This window comes from Portibacter marinus (assembly GCF_021533195.1).
GTDB lineage: Bacteria > Bacteroidota > Bacteroidia > Chitinophagales > Saprospiraceae > Portibacter > Portibacter marinus.
Genome location: NZ_JAJNKB010000006.1, coordinates 126,196 through 148,143 on the forward strand (window position 1 = coordinate 126,196; position 21,948 = coordinate 148,143).

Genomic DNA, 21,948 nt, shown 5'->3' on the forward strand with positions numbered 1-21,948 from the left:
ATGTGGTTTAGAGACACAATATGTGCCACCATACCCCTAGCTTTGCAAATACAAAGCCAAACTTTAACACAGTTAAGACAGTCAATTACCATAAAATATATGCGAGCAATTATACAGAGAGTCACAGAAGCGTCGGTTAAAATCGAGGGCTCCATACACAATCAGATTTCAAATGGCTTGATGGTCCTTTTAGGAATTGAGGATGCGGATAGTCATCAAGATGCGTCCTGGATCATCAGAAAAATCAGCCAAATGAGAATATTTAATGATGAATCCGGGGTCATGAACAAATCCTTGCTAGATATTCAAGGTGAAATTTTGATCATTAGTCAATTCACTTTATTTGCCTCCACCCGAAAAGGAAATCGACCATCATACATTCAGGCTGCGAAACCTGAAGTGGCTATCCCTATATATCATAATTTTTTAGAGCAATGGGAAAAAGAAACCGCCATCCAGCCAAAAGCTGGTATTTTTGGTGCCGATATGAAAGTGAAACTTGTTAATGACGGCCCGGTGACCATATCGATTGACAGTAAAAACAAGGCATAATGCAGATAAATGAAGCCCAAGAAAAGGTGCACAAATGGATCGAGGATTATGGTATACGATACTTTAATGAACTAACCAACATGGCCATGCTTACAGAGGAGGTGGGTGAGTTGGCCAGAATTGTAGCCAGAACATATGGCGAGCAATCATTCAAGGTCAATCCTGAGAAGCCCGCAAAAGAAATGCTCGCTGATGAAATGGCAGATGTAATGTTTGTACTCATCTGTATGGCCAACCAAATGGAAATCGATCTAGAAGCTGCACTGCTGAAAAACTTAAAGAAAAAAACAGACCGTGATGCTAGCAGACATGAAAAAAATCAAAAATTAAAGAAATGAGACCTTATTTGCTTGCTGAATGTAATTGGAAATACATTAAAGAACAAGAGTTTAATCTGGCAGTACTTCCCTGGGGTGCAACGGAAGCACATAACTACCATCTTCCTTACGCTACGGACATCATAGAAGCAGACCACATAGCAGCTGAGTCCGCCAGGAAAGCCTACCAAAAAGGTGCAAAAGTGATTGTGCTCCCCACTATTCCTTTTGGGGTCAATACCGGACAGGCCGATGTCCTGCTAGATATTAATATGATGCCCAGTACTCAGAAAGCGGTTTTAGAAGATATAGTGACCGTTTTGGACAGGCAGGGAATCCACAAGCTTTTGATTTTAAACTCACATGGTGGTAACAATTTTAAACCTATTCTTAGAGAAATCGGACTGCATTTCCCAAAAATGTTTCTTTCTTTTTGCAATTGGTTTCAGGCTTTAAATAAATCTGAGTATTTTGATATTGCAGATGGTGATCATGCTGATGAAATGGAAACTTCATTGATGATGCATTTCACGCCAGACCTTGTTGCTCCGCTTAATGAAGCTGGAGATGGAGCCTCGAAAAAGTGGACTGTAGAAGCACTCAATGAGTCTTGGGCGTGGGCAGAGCGACAATGGACCAGTGTGACTAAAGATACCGGAATAGGAGATCCCAGAAGATCCAGTCCTGAGAAGGGAAAAAGGTTTTTCGATGATGTGACTGATAAAGTAAGTGAATTAATGATTGACCTTAGTTCTGCTAATCTTAAAAATTTATACAAATGAAGCAATCCAGAAGAAAGTTTGTAAAAACCCTGGCGGGGACCAGCTTTGTAGCGACGGCAATGGGAAACGATTGGTTGAAAACCGAGCAGATAAGTTTTTTACAAGATCACCAAACCTATAGATTAGACCGTGAAATACGATTGGGAGCCATTGGAATGGGAATTATGGGTTTTAACAATGTGACAACTGCTACGTCTGTAGAAGGCGCGAAATTGATAGCAGCTTGTGATCTGTATAAGGGTCGACTGGAAAGAACCAAGGAAGTATTCGGAGACCACATTGACACCTATCAAAATTACAAGGATTTACTGGCTAGAAATGATCTGGATGCCGTGATCGTTTCTACGACCGACCATTGGCATGACCACATAGCAAAAGATGTATTGGCCTCTGGTCATCATCTTTATCTTGAGAAGCCGATGATTCACCATATAGAGGAGGGGAAATCAGTAATTGAAGCAGAGAGAAAGTCAGGAAAAAAAGTTCAGATTGGAAGCCAAAGAGTTAGCAGTCTTGTGTATAAAAAAGCCAGAGACCTTTATCGGGAGGGGGTAATCGGTGATCTGGTTCTGGCAGAGGCTGCCTTTAACAGACAATCGGCAAATGGAGCCTGGCAGTATTCTATTCCCAGAGATGCCAGTGAAGAATCCATTGCGTGGGATTTATATCTGGGAGATGCACCGAAGGTTCCTTTCAATCCTGAGCACTTTTTTAGATGGCGTAACTACAGAGCCTACGGAACTGGTGTGGCGGGTGACCTCTTTGTTCATTTATTTTCAGGAATGCACTACATCTTGAATAGTGAAGGACCGGAGAAGATATATGCTTCAGGAGGATTAAGATATTGGGATGATGGCAGAGATGTTCCTGATGTGATGCTGGCCATGTTTGATTATCCTGAATCTGAGCAGCACCCTGCTTTTAATATGATGTTGAAAGTAAATTTCATCGATGGTGGAGGTGGAGGAGGCGAGTTTAAGATCATTGGCACGGAAGGTGTCATTGAAATTAAAGGAGATCGTGTTATCCTGAGTCAAAGCAAAATGAGTGATGCTCCAGGATATGGTGGATGGGATTCATTCACTACCTTTTCAGCCAACGAGCAAAAACATTTTGAAGAGTGGTACAATGTTCAGTACCCAAATCCAAGTAAACCTGTAAGAAAAGATTCAGAGGTAGTTTTTCAGAGACCCGAAGGTTTTAATGCGCACAAGGCACATTTCATGAACTGGTATAATGCTATTGAGGGAAAAGAAGAAGTAGTAGAAGATGCGACGTTTGGTCTAAGGGCAGCAGCTCCATCTCTTGCGGCAAATAAAAGTTACTTTGAAAACAAGGCTATATTATGGGATCCGGTTAAAATGGAATTAAAAGATTAGGGCCAGTATCACTGGTATAGTTTCTTATTTAGATTGCGAAACTCATTGCTGTTCTTATTCCAATAATCCTGTTGAATGGTATTTTTTCTTACAGCAACGCTGGTTAGAGGTTCGCTGCCATAGCCAGCATAGGTATCCTCCCAGCCTTCTATTAAACGAGGAAATTCTGAACCAAAATATATGCGAAGCATACGATTACTTTCAGAGTATTTAAGGCTGTATACATTAACCTCTTTTCCACGCCAATCTGTTTTTTGTAGTCTGGCGATGGCTTTGTATGGTTTGAGTTCCTGGTGCATCAATCGGCTAACTACTGCAGATGGAATAATCTCTATTTCTCCTAAGGGCAAAAGTCCAGCATCAAATCGGATCAGATTATAGAGCTCATCTTCTAAATAGGCGCCATTGACCGAGAAAAATTCATCCCCTTCTGATTCAAAGTAAGAATAACTTTTAACATCAAACTGTCCTCCATCTTTATTGAGTTGAAGAAATACCTGGCCACACCATTCCTGACCGCTCATCGTAAGTTTAAGTGCATTTTGATATTCATCAGTGTTAACCGGATTGAAGACAGAAGTCATCAGACTGTAAGGGTAAATTCCGGTCAAGAAATTTCTGGTAAAATTGAGCTTGAGTACTGAAACTTTATCACTCCCAGCAGGACCTGGATTGTCGAGTTTAACTTGTTTCTTTCGTGAGAATGGCTCAGTGACAAATATCATGGTGGCTGAACCTTTATGAATTTCTCCATACCTGGATTGCTCCAGATCATATCCTGACAACTCAGCAACACCTGAGTACCAATATTCTTTCCATTCCGGATTTAATTCATCTTTTCCTGTCACTTCAGCGGTATTAGAACTATTATTAACAATATCTATCGGTATTTCAGCTATCTCAGTAAGATCTGTTTCTCTGATGGAAATGGCAATGATGCCTGCCAAGCATAATACTGCTACTATTAAATACTTCATTTATTCTTCTTCTATTTTAAAAACAAAACCCACCCCATGGCGGTTTGATATTTCTATGTGATTATCCTCTTTTAGATACTTTCTAAGCCTTGAAATGAATACATCAAGGCTTCTACCTAAAAAATAATCATCTTTTCCCCATACTGCAACCAATATGTCAGATCTTTTCACCACCTGGTTCTTGTGGCTCACTAAAAACTTAAGCAGCTCTGCCTCTTTGAGTGTCAATTTTTTAGATGTATCACCAAGGTTTAAACGTAGATTCTTGTAATCCAGAACGTATTTACCCACTTCAAATTCAGAATTAGAGGTATTACCGACGATCTCCTTGCGCCTTAGAAAAACGTTAATCTTGAGAATTAGTTCTTCTATACTGAAAGGCTTTGTAATATAATCATCACCTCCCAACAGCAATCCTTCTATTCGATCTTCTTTCATCGATTTAGCCGTCAGAAAAATGATGGGAATTTGTATGCTTTGTTTTCTTATTCTTTTAGCCAGCTCAAAACCATCAATTCCAGGCAACATTACATCTAGCAGACATAAATCATACTCAAGGGGATCGAAATTTTTGATGGCCTGATTACCATTTACATAATGCTCGACTTCAAATCCACTCAACTCCAGGTTGTCTTTAGTGACAAATCCCAGGGTTTGATCATCCTCTACGTAAAAGATTTTTGCCTTTGTATCCATAGTTAAAAGTTGATTGTAAATGTAGTGCCTTCACCTTCCTTTGACTTCACTTTGATTTCCCATTTATGGGCGTCGCAAATATTTTTTACATAAAACAAACCCAGACCAAAGCCTTTGACATTGTGCACATTACCAGTCGGAACTCTAAAGAATTTATTGAATAAATTGTTCAGGTGGACTTCTGGAATACCTATACCATTGTCTGAAATACTGAGCGACGGTATGGTGGCATCCAATTTCACACTGACGACCGGTAAGTCTTTATAGTATTTGATGGCATTGTCTAGTATATTATAAATCACATTGCCCAGGTGGAGTTTATCAGCATCAACAAATATTTGACTATCGCTATTTTTCAGTTCAATGTTACCTCCTTGAGGTTCAATCTTTAGTCTGAAAGATTCAACAATTTCAGAAGTTAATTCTGAAAGGTTAACTTTTTCGATATTGAGTTTCAAAGCATCTTTTTCTATCCGTGCGATGTCCAGCACTTTTTCCACTTGAGAATTTAATCGGATATTTTGATTTTTTATAATATCTACATATTTCTTTAGCCGAGCATCATTTTTAATGCTTTCGCTTTGCTCCAAAACATCAGCGGCGATCTTCATTGAAGAAATAGGCGTTTTGAACTCATGGGTCATATTATTGATAAAGTCTTTTTGCATTTCAGACAGCCGCTTTTGTCTAAGAATAATAAATGCTGAGTAAACGAAAAACCCCAACGCTAAAAGTGTAATAATTGAAAACAAGATAGATTGTCCCATGGATCTCAAAATCACACTGGCTTTTGATGGAAAGGTGACGACAAAGTAATATTCGAGGTTTTTAAATTTGGGTAGGGTGCCTTCATTGGGTAAGGTTATGCCACTTTCACCTATATCACAATAATTTCCATAGACCATTTCGTCACTGGTACAGTCATATACAGCGTACTCAAAATCGGTATTTAATGAGACAGCCTCAAATTCGCGGATTAGAAAATCTTCAAGAATATTAGCGTCTATTTCATCATTGATATTTACGGCATAATAGTTTGATGAAATGCGTTGGATAAGGTTTTGCTTGGGAAGCTTGGATTCATTGTATGCCGCTAGTTTTGTTGCTACTCTTCTTAAAGCAATGTGGACCTGCTGATTAAAAGCGATGTCTTTAAGTTGATAGTTCCTAACAGTGTAGTAGCCTTGTATAATGATGATGGCACAAACGAGCAATGCCCCCAGGACAAATAGTTTTCTAATAGCACTGTTAGTCATAGCGAGCAAAAATAAGCTTTATAAATGTTGAATTCATCTGTGCCATTTTATATTAACAGCTTATTATCACTTTTTGGTTTCAAATTTGCAGCGTTGAGCATGATGATCATTTATATTTGCCCATTATGAAGCAATTGCGAGTTTGCAGCCTGGTAGTAATAATGCTGTTGCTGGTCCGAGTGGGATATTCGCAGACTGAAAATCCATTTGATATTCAGAACAGGAAGGAGGTGGTTGTTGACAGCACACCTACACCTGATTCTTCTAGCGCCATTATGGAGATCGTTCAGGATACAGTAGAAAAGTCTTTTGTCGAGCAGAGACAGCAAATGCTCATCGATGAAAATCCTTTTAATGTATCTCATATTCCCATTAAATCCAAGGATAAAAAGCGTCAACCCATACCTGAATCGGGTGATTCGCAGATAGAAGAAATTACGGAGGCTGTAAGTGAACAGATTATTGCGAATACACCACTTCAAACCAATAAATTTTTATTTTGGTTTTTTCTTCTACAGCTTTTATTGATTACCAGTATTCTTGGAATCAACAGGGAGTTTATTAAAAAAATTAATCGGTCCATCAGTAATGATAATTTTGCGAAACTGGTCAGTAGAGATTATAATGCCGGATATGATGCGCTTTTTTTTATCCTTTACATTTTATTCATTCTTTCACTGGGAATTTATCTATATCTGGCCATTCGACATTTTTACGAGATAAGTGGATTCGGAAAGTTTGTTTTAATCCTCATTTCTGTTCTTGGTATTTATGTATTTCGGCATTTTTTCTTAGGTTTTATGAGTTTTGTTTTTCCGTTTCGAAAAACAATTTCGTATTACAACTTTATGATTATTCTCTTTAATTGTTTTTTAGGATTATTGCTTATACCTGTCAATGTCTTGTTGGCTTATGCTCCAGAATTTTTTGCGACAATGGCACTCTACACAGGTATGTTTTTCATTGTAATCTCCTATCTACTGAGGTTGCTGAGAGGCAGCCTACAAGCATATACTTTGGTAAGAAAGCACGCATTTCATTTTTTTCTTTATCTTTGCACCTGCGAAATTGCACCTATTTTTATTTTGGTAAAATTTTTAAGTAATTCCTTTAGTATTTAAAAATTATAAGATTTGAGAGCACAGGATACATCAGCTGACACAAAAGCTAATACCCAATACAAACCGATTAAAACCATTCTAGTTTCTCAGCCAAAACCGGAAAGGTCTCCGTATTATAAGCTAGAACAAAAATATGGCATACAAATAGATTGGAGACCCTTTATCCACGTAGAAGGGGTCACAGAAAAAGAATTCAGAAAAAACAGAATTCGACCCGATGAATACACTGCGGTTATTTTTACAAGCAAAAACGCAATTGAGCACTTCTTCAGACTTTGTGAAGAAATGAGAATAAAAATGGATCAAAACACAAAGTATTTTTGCTTGTCTGAAGCCATTGCCAATTATCTTCAGAAGTTTATCGTGTACCGAAAAAGAAAAGTTTTTGTTGGTGTCCGGAAAATCAAAGACCTACATTCCTATTTCAATAAGCACAAAGACAAAGAGAGATTTTTTCTACCCAACTCAAACCTTGGTAGCCAGGATGTGGTAGAATATCTCGATGAAAACAAAGTGAATTATACTTCTGCCATGATGTACAGAACGGTTGCAAGCGATCTTTCAGATCTGGATGATGTGACTTATGATGTACTGGTATTTTTTAGCCCACTTGGGATACACTCTCTCTACGAAAATTTTCCTCATTTTAAACAAAATGAGACCAGACTTGCAGTCTTTGGAAGCAGCACTTCTAAGGCTGTGGAAGATAGAGGTCTGACCATCAACATTCACGCACCTTCTCCTGAGTCGCCATCCATGACCATGGCTCTTGAGAACTACCTAAAGAAATCCAACCCACTTTAGTAGTAGGACGTTGCAGGTGGATTTATTTTGAAATTTTACGCTGCCCTAGCCAGTACATGTTATTATTGTAATTCAGCTTTGTAGATCCATTACCCTAAGTCCCCCTATCAGAAGTCAAAGTCGGTGGTAAACTTAATTGGTTGACGAATGTTTCCTTGGAATGGATGAACTTGTTGATAAGATTAAATTCAATCTAAAACAACCGCTTCCTGGTCCTGTGGTTCAGTACCAAATGGCACCAAGTGGACGAAAGCAGTATGCAGAAACAGTAGATACTTACACGCCAGCAGCCGTCTTGAGCCTGATTTATCCAAAACAGCAAGAATGGCACATGGTGTTTATTCAGCGAACAGCTCATTTAAAAGATAAACACAGTTCGCAAATTGCTTTTCCAGGAGGTAGGGTAGAAACTCGAGATAAAGATATTGTGGACGCGGCATTGAGAGAAGCAGAGGAGGAAATCGGAATTAATCGCTCACATGTGCAAGTGTTGGGTGAGTTGACTCCCCTTAAAGTTCCTGTAAGTAGGTTTGAAGTATTTCCAGTTCTGGCGTATGCTAATTCCGAACTTAATTTTACCAGACAAGTTTCTGAAGTAGAGCGGATCATTGAGGTCCCATTGGAAACATTGACTGATCATAGTTTCAGAGCTCAACAGGAAATTCAGTTATCTAATGGTATGGTGTTAAAAGATGTTCCCATATTCAAATATAAAAATCACACCATTTGGGGAGCCACATCGATGATGCTTAATGAAATTATTGAAATATTGACTTAAATTTAAGACATGACTAAGTTATTGATATCTATTTTATTTTCTTCCGGAATTTTATTGGCTTGTTTTTCGAAGATCAACCCACCGAGTAAGGTTTTTGGACCTGATTATGAGGGTAATTTGCCATTAGACACTTTACAATTGCCAGAAGGTTTTAAAATTGATGTTTACGCTGAAGGTGTCACTAATGCGAGGTCCATGGCTTACAGTCCAGATGGCACACTGTATGTTAGTACCAGAAATGAAGGAAATGTTTATGCACTGAAGGATACAGATGGTGATTATAAGGTCGATAGCAAGACTACTATTTTAGAAGATCTGACACTACCTAATGGCGTTGCGTTGAGAAATGGCGATCTTTATATAGCTGAAGTTAATAGAATATTAAGGGTAAAAGACATTGCTAACAATATTAAAGAAGGTGTAGATTTCGAAGTGATCAATGAAGAATATCCTGATAAAAAACATCATGGGTGGAAATACATTGCATTCGGTCCTGATGATAAGCTATATGTTCCAGTTGGTGCACCGTGTAATATTTGTGAGTCAGAAGAGGATATATTTAATACCATTACCAGAATGGATCCAGATGGTAGTAATATGGAAATTGTACATTCTGGAATCAGAAATACAGTGGGATTTGACTGGCACCCTGTGACCGGGGATCTGTATTTTACGGACAATGGTCGGGATTGGATGGGCGATGATCAGCCTGAATGTGAACTGAATAGAGCAACGGAAGCAGGTATGCATTTTGGCTATCCTTACTGTCACCAGGGTAATCTTCTTGACCCAAAATTAGGGGAAGGCAAGTCCTGTGATGATTATATTGCTCCGGTGTTAAAGCTGGGTCCACATACAGCTCCACTTGGAATTGAATTTTATACTGGAGAAATGTTTCCATCTGAATATAAGAATCAAGCCTTTATAGCACGCCATGGTTCGTGGAATAGAGAGAAAAAGATCGGATATGATGTGATTTTAGTCGAGTTCGATGCAAATAATAATGCGGTGCGATATACACCATTTATCACAGGGTGGTTGAACAATGAAAATGACAAAGTGTGGGGTAGGCCTGTAGATATCGAGCAGTTGCCAGATGGGTCTATTCTGATATCTGACGATTATGCTGATGCGATCTATCGGGTATATTATGAAGGATAATTATTTTGAAAGAGCAGATTAAAGTAATTGCTTTCGATGCGGATGATACGCTGTGGGAAAATGAAACCTATTTCCGTAATTCAGAAGAAAAATTCGCCATGTTATTGAGTGATTTCATGCCACCGCATGATGTCAATAGAGCTTTGCTAAGGGTCGAAATAAGTAATATTCCCTCATTAGGTTATGGCGTCAAAAGTTTTATCATTTCCATGATCGAAGCAGCGATGGAAATTAGTGACGGAAGACTCCATACAGATGACATCCAAAGAATTATACAGATCGGAAAGGATCAGTTGGCAAAGCCTGTTCATTTAATAGATGGAGTACAAGAAGTCTTAAATAGACTTCAGCGCAAGTACAGGTTGGTAATGGCTACAAAGGGGGATCTGAAAGAACAGGAGTCTAAACTCATTAAATCAGGACTGGAAGCTTACTTTCATCATATCGAAATACTATCTGAGAAAAAAGAGGCCAATTATAAGAAGTTAATTAGCCACCTTGACGTAAAACCAGATCAATTTCTGATGATTGGCAATTCCTTAAAGTCTGATATTATTCCTGTGTTAGAATTGGGAGCCTATGCTGTGCATGTTCCATTTCACACCACCTGGGAGTATGAAAAGGTGGAGTCCAAGATAGAGCATGAAAAGTTTTCTCATATTGAAGACATCAAAGAACTCTTGGAAATCCTTTTATGAACTACGAAGTCATTGATATAGAGAACTGGCATAGAAAGGAGCAATATGAATTCTTTGTGCAGTTTGATGAGCCATTCACAGGAGTCGTGGTAGAGGTCAATGTTTCCAGGATATATGTTGATGCTAAGCGTAATGGATTGTCTTTCTTTCAATTGTATCTTCACCGATGTCTTCAGGCGGTCAATCAAACCAATGCATTCCGATTAAGGGTGGTCAATCAGGAAGTGAGATTATACCAAGAAGTTCACGTATCTGCAGTAATTTTGAGAACGGATCAATCCTTTGGGTTTAGTTTTATACCCTACTCGGAAGATTTTCATACGTTTTCTACTCATGTTGACGCAGAGAAAGCGAGGATTTCTCTCGATCGAAGATTGTTTCCTCCTGAGAATCCTGCAAATGTAATTCATTTTTCAGCCATGCCCTGGATAAAATTTACAGGTCTTTCCCACGCCAGAAAGTACAATTCAGGAGATAGTTGTCCTAAAATTTCAGTGGGTAAGGTCTATGAAATTCACGGGGAGAAATGGATGCCGGTTTCTGTACATGTTCATCATGCTTTAGCAGATGGAAAGGATATTGGAGAATTCCTCGAGCACTACCAGAATTTGTTGAATGAAGGCTTAAAAGATTGAATTAGCTTTCTTCCTTTTGATCTAATATCAGCAGCCTTACCGTTTCAATCTTGGTTTCACTTACCTCTTCGAAGATAAATTTGTATTGGTCTATCTGCAGCTCATTACCTTGTTCTGGTATGGTACCGGAGGTGGTCACCAAATAACCTGAAAGGGTATGGTATTCACCTTCTGGAAGATTAATATTTTCATATTTATAATTGATATGACTGATCTCAAGCCTACCTGAAAATCGAAATTCCTTTTCACTTATTTTGATGTCTACATAATCTTCAGAATCGTGTTCATCTTCAATTTCTCCAAAGATTTCTTCTAAAATATCTTCTAATGTGATAATGCCGGCTGTACCTCCGAACTCATCTACAACACAAGCAATATTGGTATCACTATTAATGAATTTAGACATCATATCTTTTGCACTCATAGCCTCTGGAACGTACATGATTTTTAGGATGAGATGTTTAATCTGCTTTGGGTTGTCAAGCATCTGCTGGTGATGTAAATATCCAACAATATTTTCGATGTCTCCATCTATGACCACCAGTCGAGAGTGCCTGCTTTCAATAAAGGCTTTGACAACTTCTTCAGGCTTAGCCTTGCGATCAATATGAATGATTTCATTTCTAGGCACCATACAGTCTCGAACTTTGACTTGTCTTAGATTTAAAGCATTCTTAAACATATCTGCCTCCATCTCCTCGTTGTCGTCCGAAAAGCTTTCTTCCACATATGATTCCAAATCCAACCTGGTTAAAGCCTGATCTACCTCTTCATTAGGCATTCTAATGATATACTTCAGGATAAAATTTGAAATACCGGTCATAAACCAAGTAGGAATAATCAGAAGATATTTGAAAAAGGCAAGTGGGAATGTCATTCCATAAATCATTTCATTAGAATATACCCTAAACATGGTCTTCGGAATAAATTCCCCAAAAAGCAATACCACAAGCGTTATGATCAAGGTGGTACTGACCAGGAAAACCAAGCCCTCGCCAACCCAGTTAGACAACTGAGGACGAAGTAGTTCAGTAACTAAAATAGAGAATATGACCAATGCTATATTGTTTCCTACCAGCATGGTACTTAGAAAGTTTCTCGGATCGTTATAAAATCCAGCCAGTATCTTTCCCCTGCGTGTTCCTTTGTTTTTTTGTACTTCTATACCCAACTTATTGGCCGAAACATAGGCAATTTCAGAGCCTGAAAAGAATGCGGAAAGGATCAGTGCAATAATGATGTAAATAATCATAACACAAATTTAGCATATTCTTCGGGAGTATCTATATCTTTAAAGTAAGCGGGATCTTGTGTTTCATAAGTCACTAATTTAGCCGTATTGGCCTTGATGACCGATTGACAACCATTCATGTCCTCACATTCCATGATGGCCTGAAACAAGCTGCCTGGAAAAATAGTGGGATTACCCGGTTTATTTCCATTCATAGGTCTTAAAATCGTATCGTCTTGATAGGAATCAATCATGGCATCCAAATGTTTATGATCGATCAGAGGCATATCACAAAGGCAAATCATAACGGCATTTGTAGAAGGATTAAGCAGTTGCATTCCTACTTTAATGCTGGTGGTTTGCCCATCAAGGTGATTTCCATTGACAGCCAGTTTTAAGCGACTTGATTTGCAAAGATCCATCATGACTTTGTAATCATGGCCAAGTACCACAACGAGTTCATCAAGTTGAGACTGTTCTAGTGCTTTGACAAGATTGACAAATAAAGGCTGCCCGTTGATTGGGAGTAAAAGTTTGTTTTCCTCACCCATTCTTTTGCTGTTTCCCGCTGCCAATAATATACCGCTGATCATCATCCAATATTTAGAAACTAATATAATTGACTTTCGTAAGATTGGTGGTAAGGCATTGCCAGGTTTTACCTTTATCGTCACTACAATATACATTTCCATTGGTGGTGCCAAAAGCCATAAAACGACCCTTTTTTACAAGACCATTCCTAAGTACTATTCCATAAAATGGGGTTTTGGGTAAGCCATTACTGGTGTCTTCCCAACTTATTCCGCTATCTCTGGTACGAAGCACCTGGAGTCTTCTGTTGGTAGGAATTCTGGATGTTTCATTTTCGACAGGGATGATCCATGCTTCATCGGGTTCTTGGTCGTCAATGGCGATACAAAATCCATATTGTTTGCTCAACTCATCCCATTGTGCTCCACCATTGGTAGATCGATAAACGCCACAATGATTTTGTTGCCAAAGCACATTTGTATGTTTAGGATGCATAAGCACTTGATGTGGATCGTAACCTGCTACTGGTTTAGGATTAGGCAGATATTCAGCTCGCATGCCGTCGTTCATGATTTCCCAGGTTAGACCCGAATCCATGGTTTTAAAAATGCCCGCGCAACTAACAGAAACGTAAATGCAATCGTTATTTTCAGGATGAACGATAATGGAGTGGATAAAGGGCAAATCTTTGCCGGCACCAAACCAGTGTTGGCCATTTATTCTTGTAGGATGATTCCAAAGGCCCTCCACTATTTTCCACGATTCTCCCAGATCATCACTTCTGAATAATGCTCCGGGCTCAGTTGCTATCCATAGTCTGTTGGGATACTTTTCTCCACCCTCTTTGATGTGCCAAATTTGTCTCAAGTTGGCGGCTTGTCCACTGACGGTTTTCGAGCCTTGTGGAAATACTGGAGCAGAGACAGGAATCCCACTTCGAAACAGCTTAGCGCCCCAATGTTTGTGAGCGATGGCGACAAAATCATTATGAAATGCGGTAACATTAAGTCCGGGGTATTGGCAACTCATTTCTATGCCATTTTCATAAGTAACCAAGCCTTTTGAAGTACCAATGCGTATTTTAACCACCAGACAACGCTTGAAAAACAAAAAGATCATCACCTGGAGTTATTTCGGAATGAAGATTCCCCATTTCCTCACCGATGAAAATGTTGACATGCTTGCGTAGATTTCCACTGTCATCTAAAAGAAAAGACTTCATTCCCGGATATTGTATCTCGACTGATTCTAAAACCTCAGGTATAGTGGAGGCATCCACTTCTATGGTTTTGAGATTAGGGAAAAATCTCGAAAGTGCAGATGTGAAATGAACTTTAATCATGTCATGTAAAGATAGTGAATTTGTTGATTTGTAGGCTTTCAGGTGGTTAATGCTTTTAAATCAGATTTGGATGTATTGATCAGAAAGCAGAATGGAATACTAAGAACAAAAGCATGTCAAAGATGAAATTAAAAAGCTATTTTTAAACATGTTCATTTCCTTTGATACTACAAGAATTTATTAATTCAAAAGACAGCAAAAATGCGAGAATTCATCAACCACTTCGAAAATTTTGAAAGGCAGAAAAGAATAGTAATTGCTCGTGTCGTGAAAACCTGGGGGTCCTCTCCAAGACCTGTAGGATCAGCGCTAATCATAGACGAGGATTACCATATGTATGGCTCCGTAAGTGGAGGTTGTGTAGAAGGGTCAGTCCTTAAAGCTGCGAAAGAAATACTTCGTACTGGTAGTGCTGAAATGGAACATTATGGGGTTACAGACGAAGAAGCATGGATGGTAGGCTTGAGTTGTGGAGGCAAACTGGATGTATACATTCAACCCCTTGATAAGGGAAAATTTAGAACTGAGTTGTTTAACAAGATAAGAAGTAATGAGTCCTTCTACTGGAATACTCATTTAAAATCGGGTAATAGTAGTATTGACCAAGAGGCCATTGACCAAGAGGCATATTTCTCACATAGGATTAGTAGAAAGCCACTCATGTTAATCATAGGGGCAGCACATATATCCTCAGATTTGATCCATCTTGCCAAGTTCTATGATTTCACAACCATAGTAATAGATCCACGTGCAACTTTTGCCAAGAACATTAATTTCGATGAACACCCCGACCAGATCATTGAAGCATATCCTTCAGAAGTGCTGAGTGATTATCCCTTGGATAAGGAGACGTTCGCAGTCATCCTTTCTCATGATCCTAAAATAGATGACAATGCCCTAGAATTATTGCTGAATGAACCTCTAGCATACATAGGAGCATTAGGTAGCAAACGCACGCAAGCCAAAAGAGTTGCCAGACTGCAGGAAGCAGGTTTTACCCAAAAGTTAATCGACCGAATCCAGGCTCCGATAGGACTAGACATCAATTCTAAGACTCCGAAGGAAATCGCACTAAGCATTATGGCTGAAATTATTAAAGTAAAGAATTCATGAGCAAGCATAATTTATTGACCTTTATCATTGAGAATCAGACGTTTTAATTAAAATTATGAATTGCCAGATACACTATTCATTCGCAATATTAGATCCTAAAAGTGATACCTCTCCACGCTATGCAAAATAACATGTGTACTCTATTTTTTAGCTTTAGCTTTTAAACGAATGTATATGACTTTCTCTTCTCTGTTCTTTTTAACTTGCACGAATTACGACGCTGCAAGTGAGAGTGTTAACCAAACTTTTGCAATAGAAAATGGGGCTGCTAATGATCGAATATGTCGTCAATATTCTCAATCAATGGGTGATTTATTCAAGACGCTAGAAACTAAAGTCAAAGTCTGATGAAATGTTTGGTGATCATTAATCCAGTGAGTGGTCGAAAAAAAGGACTGAAAATTTTCGACAGACTAAAAGGTCTTTTGAAAGAGGTGGGCTGGCAGGCTGAGGTCAATGTTTCAATGCGTAGGGGATTTATCATGGACAAAGCCCGAGCTGCTGAATTACTCGATTTTGAAGGTGTAATCATAGTAGGTGGTGATGGAAGCTTGAATGAATTTGTAAATGGAATGTTATCCAGAAGTGATGGATTCAGAATACCCATTGGACTAATTCCTGCAGGTACCGGAAACTCACTCTTACATGATTTGGAACAACTCGATCCTGCAAAAGCGATTAAAAGCATATTAAAGAAAAAAATCAGAAATATTGATTTGATGAAGGTAGAATGTCGAGACGAATTATTCTATGCCTTCAATGTGGTGGGGTGGGGGCTGCCTTCGACCATCAACCAAATATCAGAGCGATGGAAATTTCTTGGAGGACAGCGATACAATGTGGCTTCTTTGCAAGAAATCATCAGAAATCCAAGCTGGCCTTTTTCTCTAAAGTTTGGTACTACCGAACTTTCAGGTGATACGTCTTTTTTCCTGGCTTGCAATACCATTCATACAGGCAATGGAATGAAGATTGCTCCGCGTGCAAGATTGGATGACGGACTTTTAGATATTGTCTTGCTGAAAGGTGCGAGTCGGATGCAATTAATTGGTCTGTTTTCAAAGATTTTCAATGGGACCCACCTGGAAAGTTCACTCGTGGAGTATCACCAGGTTCAAAAGCTTGCTGTGGAAGACGACAATGAAAGCACTTTGATTATAGATGGCCAGATCTTAGGCAACACCCCATTTAGCATTGAGATAGTGAAACAGGAACTGCAAATCCTAAATTGACAAAATGGGTTATGTTTTTAAAACATTTGAACAACCATCAAAGTAAACCAGCTAGGACAAAAATCCTTTTAACTCATTAATCATGTTTTCCAATTGGCTCTTTTCCCCCTTCAAACCTTTTGTTATTTCTTTCAATTTTGATTTCATCAATTGAATGGTGTCATTCACACCCAGGTGTGGAGGTAGTGGGATTTTTCCACTATTGACATGAGCATCGATGATAAAAGGTACGGCGCTATTTTTCGCCCTAAGAACCGCTTCCTCTAATTGATGACCTTTTTTCACAGAAACGCCTTCTCCACCACACGCTTCAGCAAATGCCACAAAGTCAGGATTGGTCAATTTAGAGGAATCATAATTAGGAGCTTCCCCGGCTTTTTCCATTTCCAGTTTGATCAGACTCAGTTCGTTGTTGTTAAAGATGATGATTTTGATGGGAAGTTTAAGTTCACAGGCGGTTATAAAATCCTGCATCGCCATTACAAAACCTCCATCGCCGGTTAGTGCCCAGACCTCCCTTTCCGGCAAGAGCATTTGTGCTCCAATGGCAGCGGGTAATGCCACCGCCATGCTTCCATGATTAAAAGAGCCCAGAATGCGCCTTTCTTTTCCAAAAACCATGGTGCGGGATGCCCATATGGCCGCTGTACTGGTATCTAAAGTAAAAATAGCATCGTCATGAGCGTGGTAATCGACCATATTCGTAAAAAGCAAAGGATTCAAGGGTTCAGTGATGTTTTCCGGGCTAGCTTCTTTGCTCTTTTCTTTTCTCCAATCCAAATAAGACGCTCGATATTTATCAAGAAATTGTTGGTCTGTCTTCTTATCAATTTCCTTCAGCAACATTTTGACACTCTGTCCTGCATCTCCATGGATTCCCACCTGTACACTTGTTCTGTTTCCAATGTTTCTTGATTCGATATCGATTTGTATGGTATTTGTTTCATGAGGCAAAAATTCATCATAAGGAAAATCTGTTCCTACCATTAACAATAAATCGCAATTCATGATTGATTGATAGCCGCTGGGGTTGCCAATTAAACCCGTTTGACCTACTACCCGATCAGTTTCCATATCGAAAATATCTGCGGATCTCAAGGTATATACAATAGGCGCATTGATTTTATCAGATAATGCGAGTACCTCCTCTTTAGCATGTCGACAACCTGAACCTGCAAGAATGGTAATATGCTCTGCTTCATTGACCATGTTAGCAGCTTTTCGAATATCCTGAATATCAGGATGAAGTGTTGATTTTGGATTTAGTGGATGATGGGAAAATTTTTGATGGTCAATTTCAATGTCTGCCAAGTCCGCAGGGAGTTCTATCCTACAAACGGTTCTTTCTGACAAAGCAATTCTTATGGCTTTTTGAACATTTCGCACGGCATCTTCCGGAGTGCGAATGATGGCTTGAAACGCACAGACATCATCAAATATCTTTTTGAGATCTACTTCTTGAAAATAATTGGTCCCAAGCCGGGAAGACTCTATCTGACCGGTGATGGCAAGCATTGGAACCCGCTCTCTCTTTGCACTGTAAAGACCATTTACCAAATGGAGCGCCCCGGGACCTACCGTTCCGGCGCACACACCCAATGTTTGGGACAGACATGCCTGGGCATATGCAGCAAAAGCACCATTCTGTTCGTGTCTGACACCTACCCATTGCAGTGCCTCACTTTCATTGATCGCTTTGACGAAGTAATTTAATGCGTCTCCAGTGACACCGAAAACGTGCTGAACTCCCACTTCTTCTAATTTATCACATATGAAGGAAGAAATATTAGCGGCCATTTCTCTAATTTTTATTGTGTTATGGAAACAATGGGGTCTTTTAATTAGTATCCTTATTGAAGAGCAAGTCTAATTGTTTGCTGAAACCAAATTTGAATGAAAAAAAAACCCATTGACAAGAAAGGCAAAGAAAGCAAAGAGAAGGCGAGAGAATTTGCAAAGTTTGCTCCAGGCTTCGAATCACAGGACAAGGAAGTCCAATACGAGGACTTAGAAATTAAGGGAGACATTCCTGAATGGCTGGAAGGGGCTTTTATCAGAACAGGTCCTGCATTATATGAGCTGGAAAAACAAAATTACAATCATTGGTTCGATGGTCAGGCGATGCTTCATAAATTTGCCTTTAATAATGGCAAAGTATCTTATCACAACAAATTTTTGGAAAGTGACGCCTATAAATTGGGGAAGATCAATGGAAAGGTCTGTATCAAAGAATTTGCTACGGATCCTTGCCAGACCCTCTTCCAAAAAGTGAAGTCATTTTTTGTACCACCAAGGTCGACAGACAACGGCAATATCAGCATCATTACCTATGGAGATGAAAATCTGGCCACCTCTGAAACTCCCCTACCCATAGCATTTGATAAGGAAACACTAGAAACGCTAGGTCATTTTGAGTTTTCTGATGATCTGAAGGGCCATATTCAGCCAGCACATCCCCATTATGACGATGAAGGTTATGTATATAGTTACTTATTGAAATTTGGTCCGGTCAGTAAATATTCCCTATTTAAGATGAAGCCTGATGACCGGGAGCGAAAGGTATTCGCTGAGATGAAAACTAGAAATCCCTCTTACATGCACAGCATAGGGATGAGCAAAAATTACATCATCGTTACTGAATTTCCAGAAACCATTAACCCAATGGAGCTGGCCTTTCTCAATAAACCTCTGATTAAAAATTATCACTGGAAACCGGAATTAGGGACTAAATACAGAATTTTTTCCAAAGCTTCGGGCGAACTGGTCACCATGGAAGGTGATGCTGTTTTTGGCTTTCATCATGTTAATGCCTACGAAGAGGATCAGAAAATCCATGTGGATTTTGTAGCCTTTAAGGATGCCTCAGTGCTGGATCGTTTATATTTAGCAGAGCTAAGGTCTAATCATCCGACCCATGCAACCGGATATTTATCCAGGGCGACTTTAGATTTAAATCAGCCCAACCAAAAAGTGGAGCTGAAGAGGCTATCAGACAAGCTCATCGAACTTCCCAGGATTTATTATGAAAAGTATAACAGCAAGCCTTATCGATATGTATACGGTGCTGGAAATACAGTTTCTGGAAATTTCTTGGACGACATTACAAAAATAGATGTGGAAACAGGTGATTCCAAAAAATGGTATCATGAACATTGTTATCCGGGTGAGCCCATTTTCATCCCTTCTCCAGACAATGAAGCGGAAGATGACGGAGTGGTCGTATCTGTGGTTTTGGATACCGATGCCAAAAATACCTTTCTGTTAGTATTAGATGCAGCGTCTATGGAGGAGTTGGGTAGAGCAATCGTACCGGAGGTATTGCCTTTTGGATATCACGGGAGTTACCTCAATTAATTCCACTCAAAGGTTTCAATCATGTGCAACATGTCCTCTTTGACGAAGTTATATATAGGAGCAATGGAATCAGGAAAAACTTTACTGTTAAAATAAAGCGAGGCTCTGAAAAAATGATCGGTAGAATCGGTCAGGTAAAACTGGAAATTAGAGGCCACATCTCCCTGGAGTTCGAAAAGCATGCCACTGACATCTCCTTTTTCTATAGGAAAATCATCTCTGTACTGGGCTTTGATATTATGCTTTCCCACCATGGTAAACGCATCATTGACCATTTTATCAAAATGAGCACGGTCTTGCAAAGGAATATAACTGCAGTGCAAATCACCATTAAAAGGTTCTAAATGTAGATCAAACCAACATTCATCAACCGGTTGATCACCAAAAAAGAACTGTTCTTTCTCAACATTGGCGTAGTCAGGATATTCAAAGGTAAAATCGCAGTAATCCTTATCGAAGGTAACATAGTTTCTTTCTGGAAAATTGATTTTAGGGAAAGACCTGGGCTTGGGATTATAGACCTCTTCGCTGTCACAAGCCCACACATTGACCAAAACAAATACTGCTAAAATCCATCTCATCGCTTAATCATTAAATTAATCTTCTCTATTCTTTTATTGGTCATGGATACGATTTTAAGTTTATAGGGGTCAAGATCCAATTCGCCATCGACCTTCGGAAATTTTCCGGTTACTTCTAAATAAAGCCCGGCCAGTGAATCCGACTCTCCCTTTATTTCATCAAAGACATTCAAATCTTCTCCGATGACACGGCAAACGTCATTAAGCAATGTTTTACCTTCGAAAATATAGTTGTTCTTGTCAATTTTCAGATACTCAATATCTCTTTCTTCGTCAAACTCGTCTCTAATATCACCAATGATTTCCTCCATGATATCCTCCAAGGTAACAATGCCTGAAGTGCCACCATACTCATCTACTACAATGGCCATGTGCAGACGTTTAGATTGAAACTCTTTTAACAGTTCGTTTATTTTCTTGGATTCAGGAATGTAGTGCATTTCCTTTCTGATGAACTTTTGCCAGGTAAAGTCCTCTGCTTCATCTGTGTGTCCCAGCAAATCCTTTACATAAAGAATACCTTCGATGTTGTCCAGATCATCCTTGTAAACGGGAATTCTCGAAAAACCGGTCTCTTTGACCACTTTTAGCATATCCCGAAAATTAGTCTGGTAGTCGATGGATACAAAATCCATTCGCGAAGTCATCACCTGCTTTACCAATACATCACTAAATTTCAAGATGCCTTTGAGTATATCTGCCTCTTCTTCTGCATTTTCCTCTTTACTGACTGTAAGGTCAATGGCTTTGTCAATGTCATCTTTCAGCCATGATTTCGCTGAGCCTCTGTGTTTATCCACACGACTTTCGATTTTGTTAGACCAACTGACCAGTATTTTACTAAAACCACCCAGAACAAACATCAAAACCCAAAGGGGGACAGCCATAAATTTTGCAAAGACTATTTTGTTAATATTAGCATAGATTTTGGGAAGTACCTCTCCGAATAAAACCAATAAAAAGGTGACACCAATAACGGTGATGGTAAAGATAATGGCATTAGAAATGGCTGGAATTGAAACGCCATTCAGGAAAAAAACATGCTGTCGCAACCATTCTGACCAGGCATCGAAATAACCGTCTGGCAACAAGGCACTTAAAATCAGATCTGAAATAATAATGATGGCAATATTGATAAAATTATTGCTGATGAGTATGGTCGCCAATAGAGACCTTGGCTTATCGCGTAACTTAATAAGACGGTCATTTCCATCTTCCTTCTTAAGGCCTTCTACATCATTATTATTCAATGAAAAGAAAGCTACTTCTGATCCGGAAATTAATGCCGAACTGATGAGCAGCAACAACAGTGTTGCAAACAGCCCAATCAGGCCCCAGTTAATAGCCAATAAAAATATGATGTTCAGAAAAAATAACCCCTGTTCGGGAGGAGGTTCTGCGTCCAAGA

General features: G+C 39.2%; 23 protein-coding genes. 13 read left to right on the top strand and 10 right to left on the bottom strand.

The features are described 5' to 3' along the window. The first annotated feature begins 99 nt into the window (after nucleotides 1-99). The 4 genes from dtd to L2567_RS14530 are packed head-to-tail and all read left to right on the top strand — an operon-like array spanning nucleotide 100 to nucleotide 3,030. On the top strand, nucleotides 100-552 hold the full coding sequence (dtd, locus tag L2567_RS14515) for a D-aminoacyl-tRNA deacylase (protein WP_235298520.1): 453 nt from the start codon (nucleotides 100-102) through the stop codon (nucleotides 550-552). After that, a complete protein-coding gene (locus tag L2567_RS14520) occupies nucleotides 552-890 on the top strand; it encodes a nucleotide pyrophosphohydrolase (protein ID WP_235298521.1) in 339 nt (112 codons plus the stop codon). Before dtd ends, L2567_RS14520 begins: the two co-directional genes overlap by 1 nt. Next, nucleotides 887-1,651: a creatininase family protein gene (locus tag L2567_RS14525; protein WP_235298522.1), complete on the top strand. Its 765-nt coding sequence runs from the start codon at nucleotides 887-889 to the stop codon at nucleotides 1,649-1,651. The genes L2567_RS14520 and L2567_RS14525 overlap by 4 nt, the downstream gene beginning before the upstream one ends. Further along, complete coding sequence (locus L2567_RS14530; RefSeq protein ID WP_235298523.1) at nucleotides 1,648-3,030, top strand: Gfo/Idh/MocA family protein; 1,383 nt, start codon at nucleotides 1,648-1,650, stop codon at nucleotides 3,028-3,030. The genes L2567_RS14525 and L2567_RS14530 overlap by 4 nt, the downstream gene beginning before the upstream one ends. Before the next feature lie 8 nt (nucleotides 3,031-3,038). Here L2567_RS14530 and L2567_RS14535 read toward each other — a convergent pair whose 3' ends face one another. The 3 genes from L2567_RS14535 to L2567_RS14545 are packed head-to-tail and all read right to left on the bottom strand — an operon-like array spanning nucleotide 3,039 to nucleotide 5,959. Further along, the gene (locus L2567_RS14535) at nucleotides 3,039-4,007 is read right to left on the bottom strand and encodes a hypothetical protein (RefSeq protein ID WP_235298524.1); all 969 of its coding nucleotides are present in this window, start codon (nucleotides 4,005-4,007) and stop codon (nucleotides 3,039-3,041) included. Further along, nucleotides 4,008-4,703, bottom strand: a complete 696-nt coding sequence (locus tag L2567_RS14540; protein ID WP_235298525.1) for a response regulator transcription factor — start codon at nucleotides 4,701-4,703, stop codon at nucleotides 4,008-4,010. Nucleotides 4,704-4,705: 2 nt separating this feature from the next. Then, a complete protein-coding gene (locus L2567_RS14545) occupies nucleotides 4,706-5,959 on the bottom strand; it encodes a sensor histidine kinase (protein WP_235298526.1) in 1,254 nt (417 codons plus the stop codon). Nucleotides 5,960-6,084: 125 nt separating this feature from the next. Here L2567_RS14545 and L2567_RS14550 point away from each other — a divergent pair, with 125 nt between their 5' ends. The 6 genes from L2567_RS14550 (at nucleotide 6,085) to L2567_RS14575 (ending at nucleotide 11,156) form a co-directional block, all read left to right on the top strand. Beyond that, entirely contained in the window at nucleotides 6,085-7,080 is a 996-nt protein-coding gene (locus tag L2567_RS14550) for a DUF4271 domain-containing protein (protein ID WP_235298527.1), read from the top strand. 12 nt (nucleotides 7,081-7,092) lie between these two features. After that, nucleotides 7,093-7,884 (top strand): uroporphyrinogen-III synthase, encoded by a 792-nt coding sequence (locus tag L2567_RS14555; protein ID WP_235298528.1) that lies wholly within the window; start codon nucleotides 7,093-7,095, stop codon nucleotides 7,882-7,884. Nucleotides 7,885-8,044: 160 nt separating this feature from the next. Further along, complete coding sequence (locus tag L2567_RS14560) at nucleotides 8,045-8,662, top strand: NUDIX hydrolase (RefSeq protein WP_235298529.1); 618 nt, start codon at nucleotides 8,045-8,047, stop codon at nucleotides 8,660-8,662. A 9-nt stretch (nucleotides 8,663-8,671) separates the two neighbouring features. Next, nucleotides 8,672-9,823 carry a PQQ-dependent sugar dehydrogenase gene (locus L2567_RS14565; RefSeq protein ID WP_235298530.1) on the top strand — a complete coding sequence of 384 codons (1,152 nt, stop codon included), beginning with the start codon at nucleotides 8,672-8,674 and terminating at the stop codon, nucleotides 9,821-9,823. Nucleotides 9,824-9,828: 5 nt separating this feature from the next. Continuing rightward, nucleotides 9,829-10,521, top strand: coding sequence for an HAD family hydrolase (locus tag L2567_RS14570; protein ID WP_235298531.1), 693 nt, complete (start codon nucleotides 9,829-9,831; stop codon nucleotides 10,519-10,521). After that, nucleotides 10,518-11,156, top strand: coding sequence for a CatA-like O-acetyltransferase (locus L2567_RS14575; protein ID WP_235298532.1), 639 nt, complete (start codon nucleotides 10,518-10,520; stop codon nucleotides 11,154-11,156). The genes L2567_RS14570 and L2567_RS14575 overlap by 4 nt, the downstream gene beginning before the upstream one ends. A 1-nt stretch (nucleotide 11,157) precedes the next feature. On the opposite strand, the gene L2567_RS14580 is transcribed toward L2567_RS14575, so the two are convergent. From L2567_RS14580 to L2567_RS14595, 4 genes are read right to left on the bottom strand one after another with little or no spacing between them, the layout of a single operon-like run. Continuing rightward, nucleotides 11,158-12,408: a hemolysin family protein gene (locus L2567_RS14580; protein ID WP_235298533.1), complete on the bottom strand. Its 1,251-nt coding sequence runs from the start codon at nucleotides 12,406-12,408 to the stop codon at nucleotides 11,158-11,160. After that, nucleotides 12,405-12,980, bottom strand: a complete 576-nt coding sequence (locus L2567_RS14585) for a nucleotidyltransferase family protein (protein WP_235298534.1) — start codon at nucleotides 12,978-12,980, stop codon at nucleotides 12,405-12,407. The genes L2567_RS14580 and L2567_RS14585 overlap by 4 nt, the downstream gene beginning before the upstream one ends. A gap of 10 nt (nucleotides 12,981-12,990) precedes the next feature. Continuing rightward, nucleotides 12,991-14,007 carry a WD40/YVTN/BNR-like repeat-containing protein gene (locus L2567_RS14590; RefSeq protein ID WP_235298535.1) on the bottom strand — a complete coding sequence of 339 codons (1,017 nt, stop codon included), beginning with the start codon at nucleotides 14,005-14,007 and terminating at the stop codon, nucleotides 12,991-12,993. Further along, nucleotides 14,000-14,260, bottom strand: a complete 261-nt coding sequence (locus L2567_RS14595; protein ID WP_235298536.1) for a MoaD/ThiS family protein — start codon at nucleotides 14,258-14,260, stop codon at nucleotides 14,000-14,002. The genes L2567_RS14590 and L2567_RS14595 overlap by 8 nt, the downstream gene beginning before the upstream one ends. A gap of 201 nt (nucleotides 14,261-14,461) precedes the next feature. Between L2567_RS14595 and L2567_RS14600 the strand changes: the two genes are divergently transcribed. Further along, on the top strand, nucleotides 14,462-15,373 hold the full coding sequence (locus tag L2567_RS14600) for an XdhC family protein (protein ID WP_235298537.1): 912 nt from the start codon (nucleotides 14,462-14,464) through the stop codon (nucleotides 15,371-15,373). 347 nt (nucleotides 15,374-15,720) lie between these two features. Continuing rightward, complete coding sequence (locus tag L2567_RS14605) at nucleotides 15,721-16,605, top strand: diacylglycerol/lipid kinase family protein (protein WP_235298538.1); 885 nt, start codon at nucleotides 15,721-15,723, stop codon at nucleotides 16,603-16,605. Nucleotides 16,606-16,656: 51 nt separating this feature from the next. On the opposite strand, the gene L2567_RS14610 is transcribed toward L2567_RS14605, so the two are convergent. Beyond that, nucleotides 16,657-18,402, bottom strand: a complete 1,746-nt coding sequence (locus L2567_RS14610; RefSeq protein WP_235298539.1) for a thiamine pyrophosphate-dependent enzyme — start codon at nucleotides 18,400-18,402, stop codon at nucleotides 16,657-16,659. 96 nt (nucleotides 18,403-18,498) lie between these two features. On the opposite strand from L2567_RS14610, the gene L2567_RS14615 reads away from it, so the two are divergent. After that, a complete protein-coding gene (locus L2567_RS14615) occupies nucleotides 18,499-19,959 on the top strand; it encodes a carotenoid oxygenase family protein (RefSeq protein WP_235298540.1) in 1,461 nt (486 codons plus the stop codon). On the opposite strand, the gene gldD is transcribed toward L2567_RS14615, so the two are convergent. Together gldD and gldE are read right to left on the bottom strand one after the other, a co-directional pair. Next, on the bottom strand, nucleotides 19,956-20,540 hold the full coding sequence (gene gldD, locus L2567_RS14620; RefSeq protein WP_235298541.1) for a gliding motility lipoprotein GldD: 585 nt from the start codon (nucleotides 20,538-20,540) through the stop codon (nucleotides 19,956-19,958). The two genes, L2567_RS14615 and gldD, sit on opposite strands and share 4 nt — an antisense overlap. Continuing rightward, nucleotides 20,537-21,946, bottom strand: a complete 1,410-nt coding sequence (gene gldE / locus L2567_RS14625) for a gliding motility-associated protein GldE (protein WP_235298542.1) — start codon at nucleotides 21,944-21,946, stop codon at nucleotides 20,537-20,539. The genes gldD and gldE overlap by 4 nt, the downstream gene beginning before the upstream one ends. Nucleotides 21,947-21,948 lie beyond the last annotated feature (2 nt).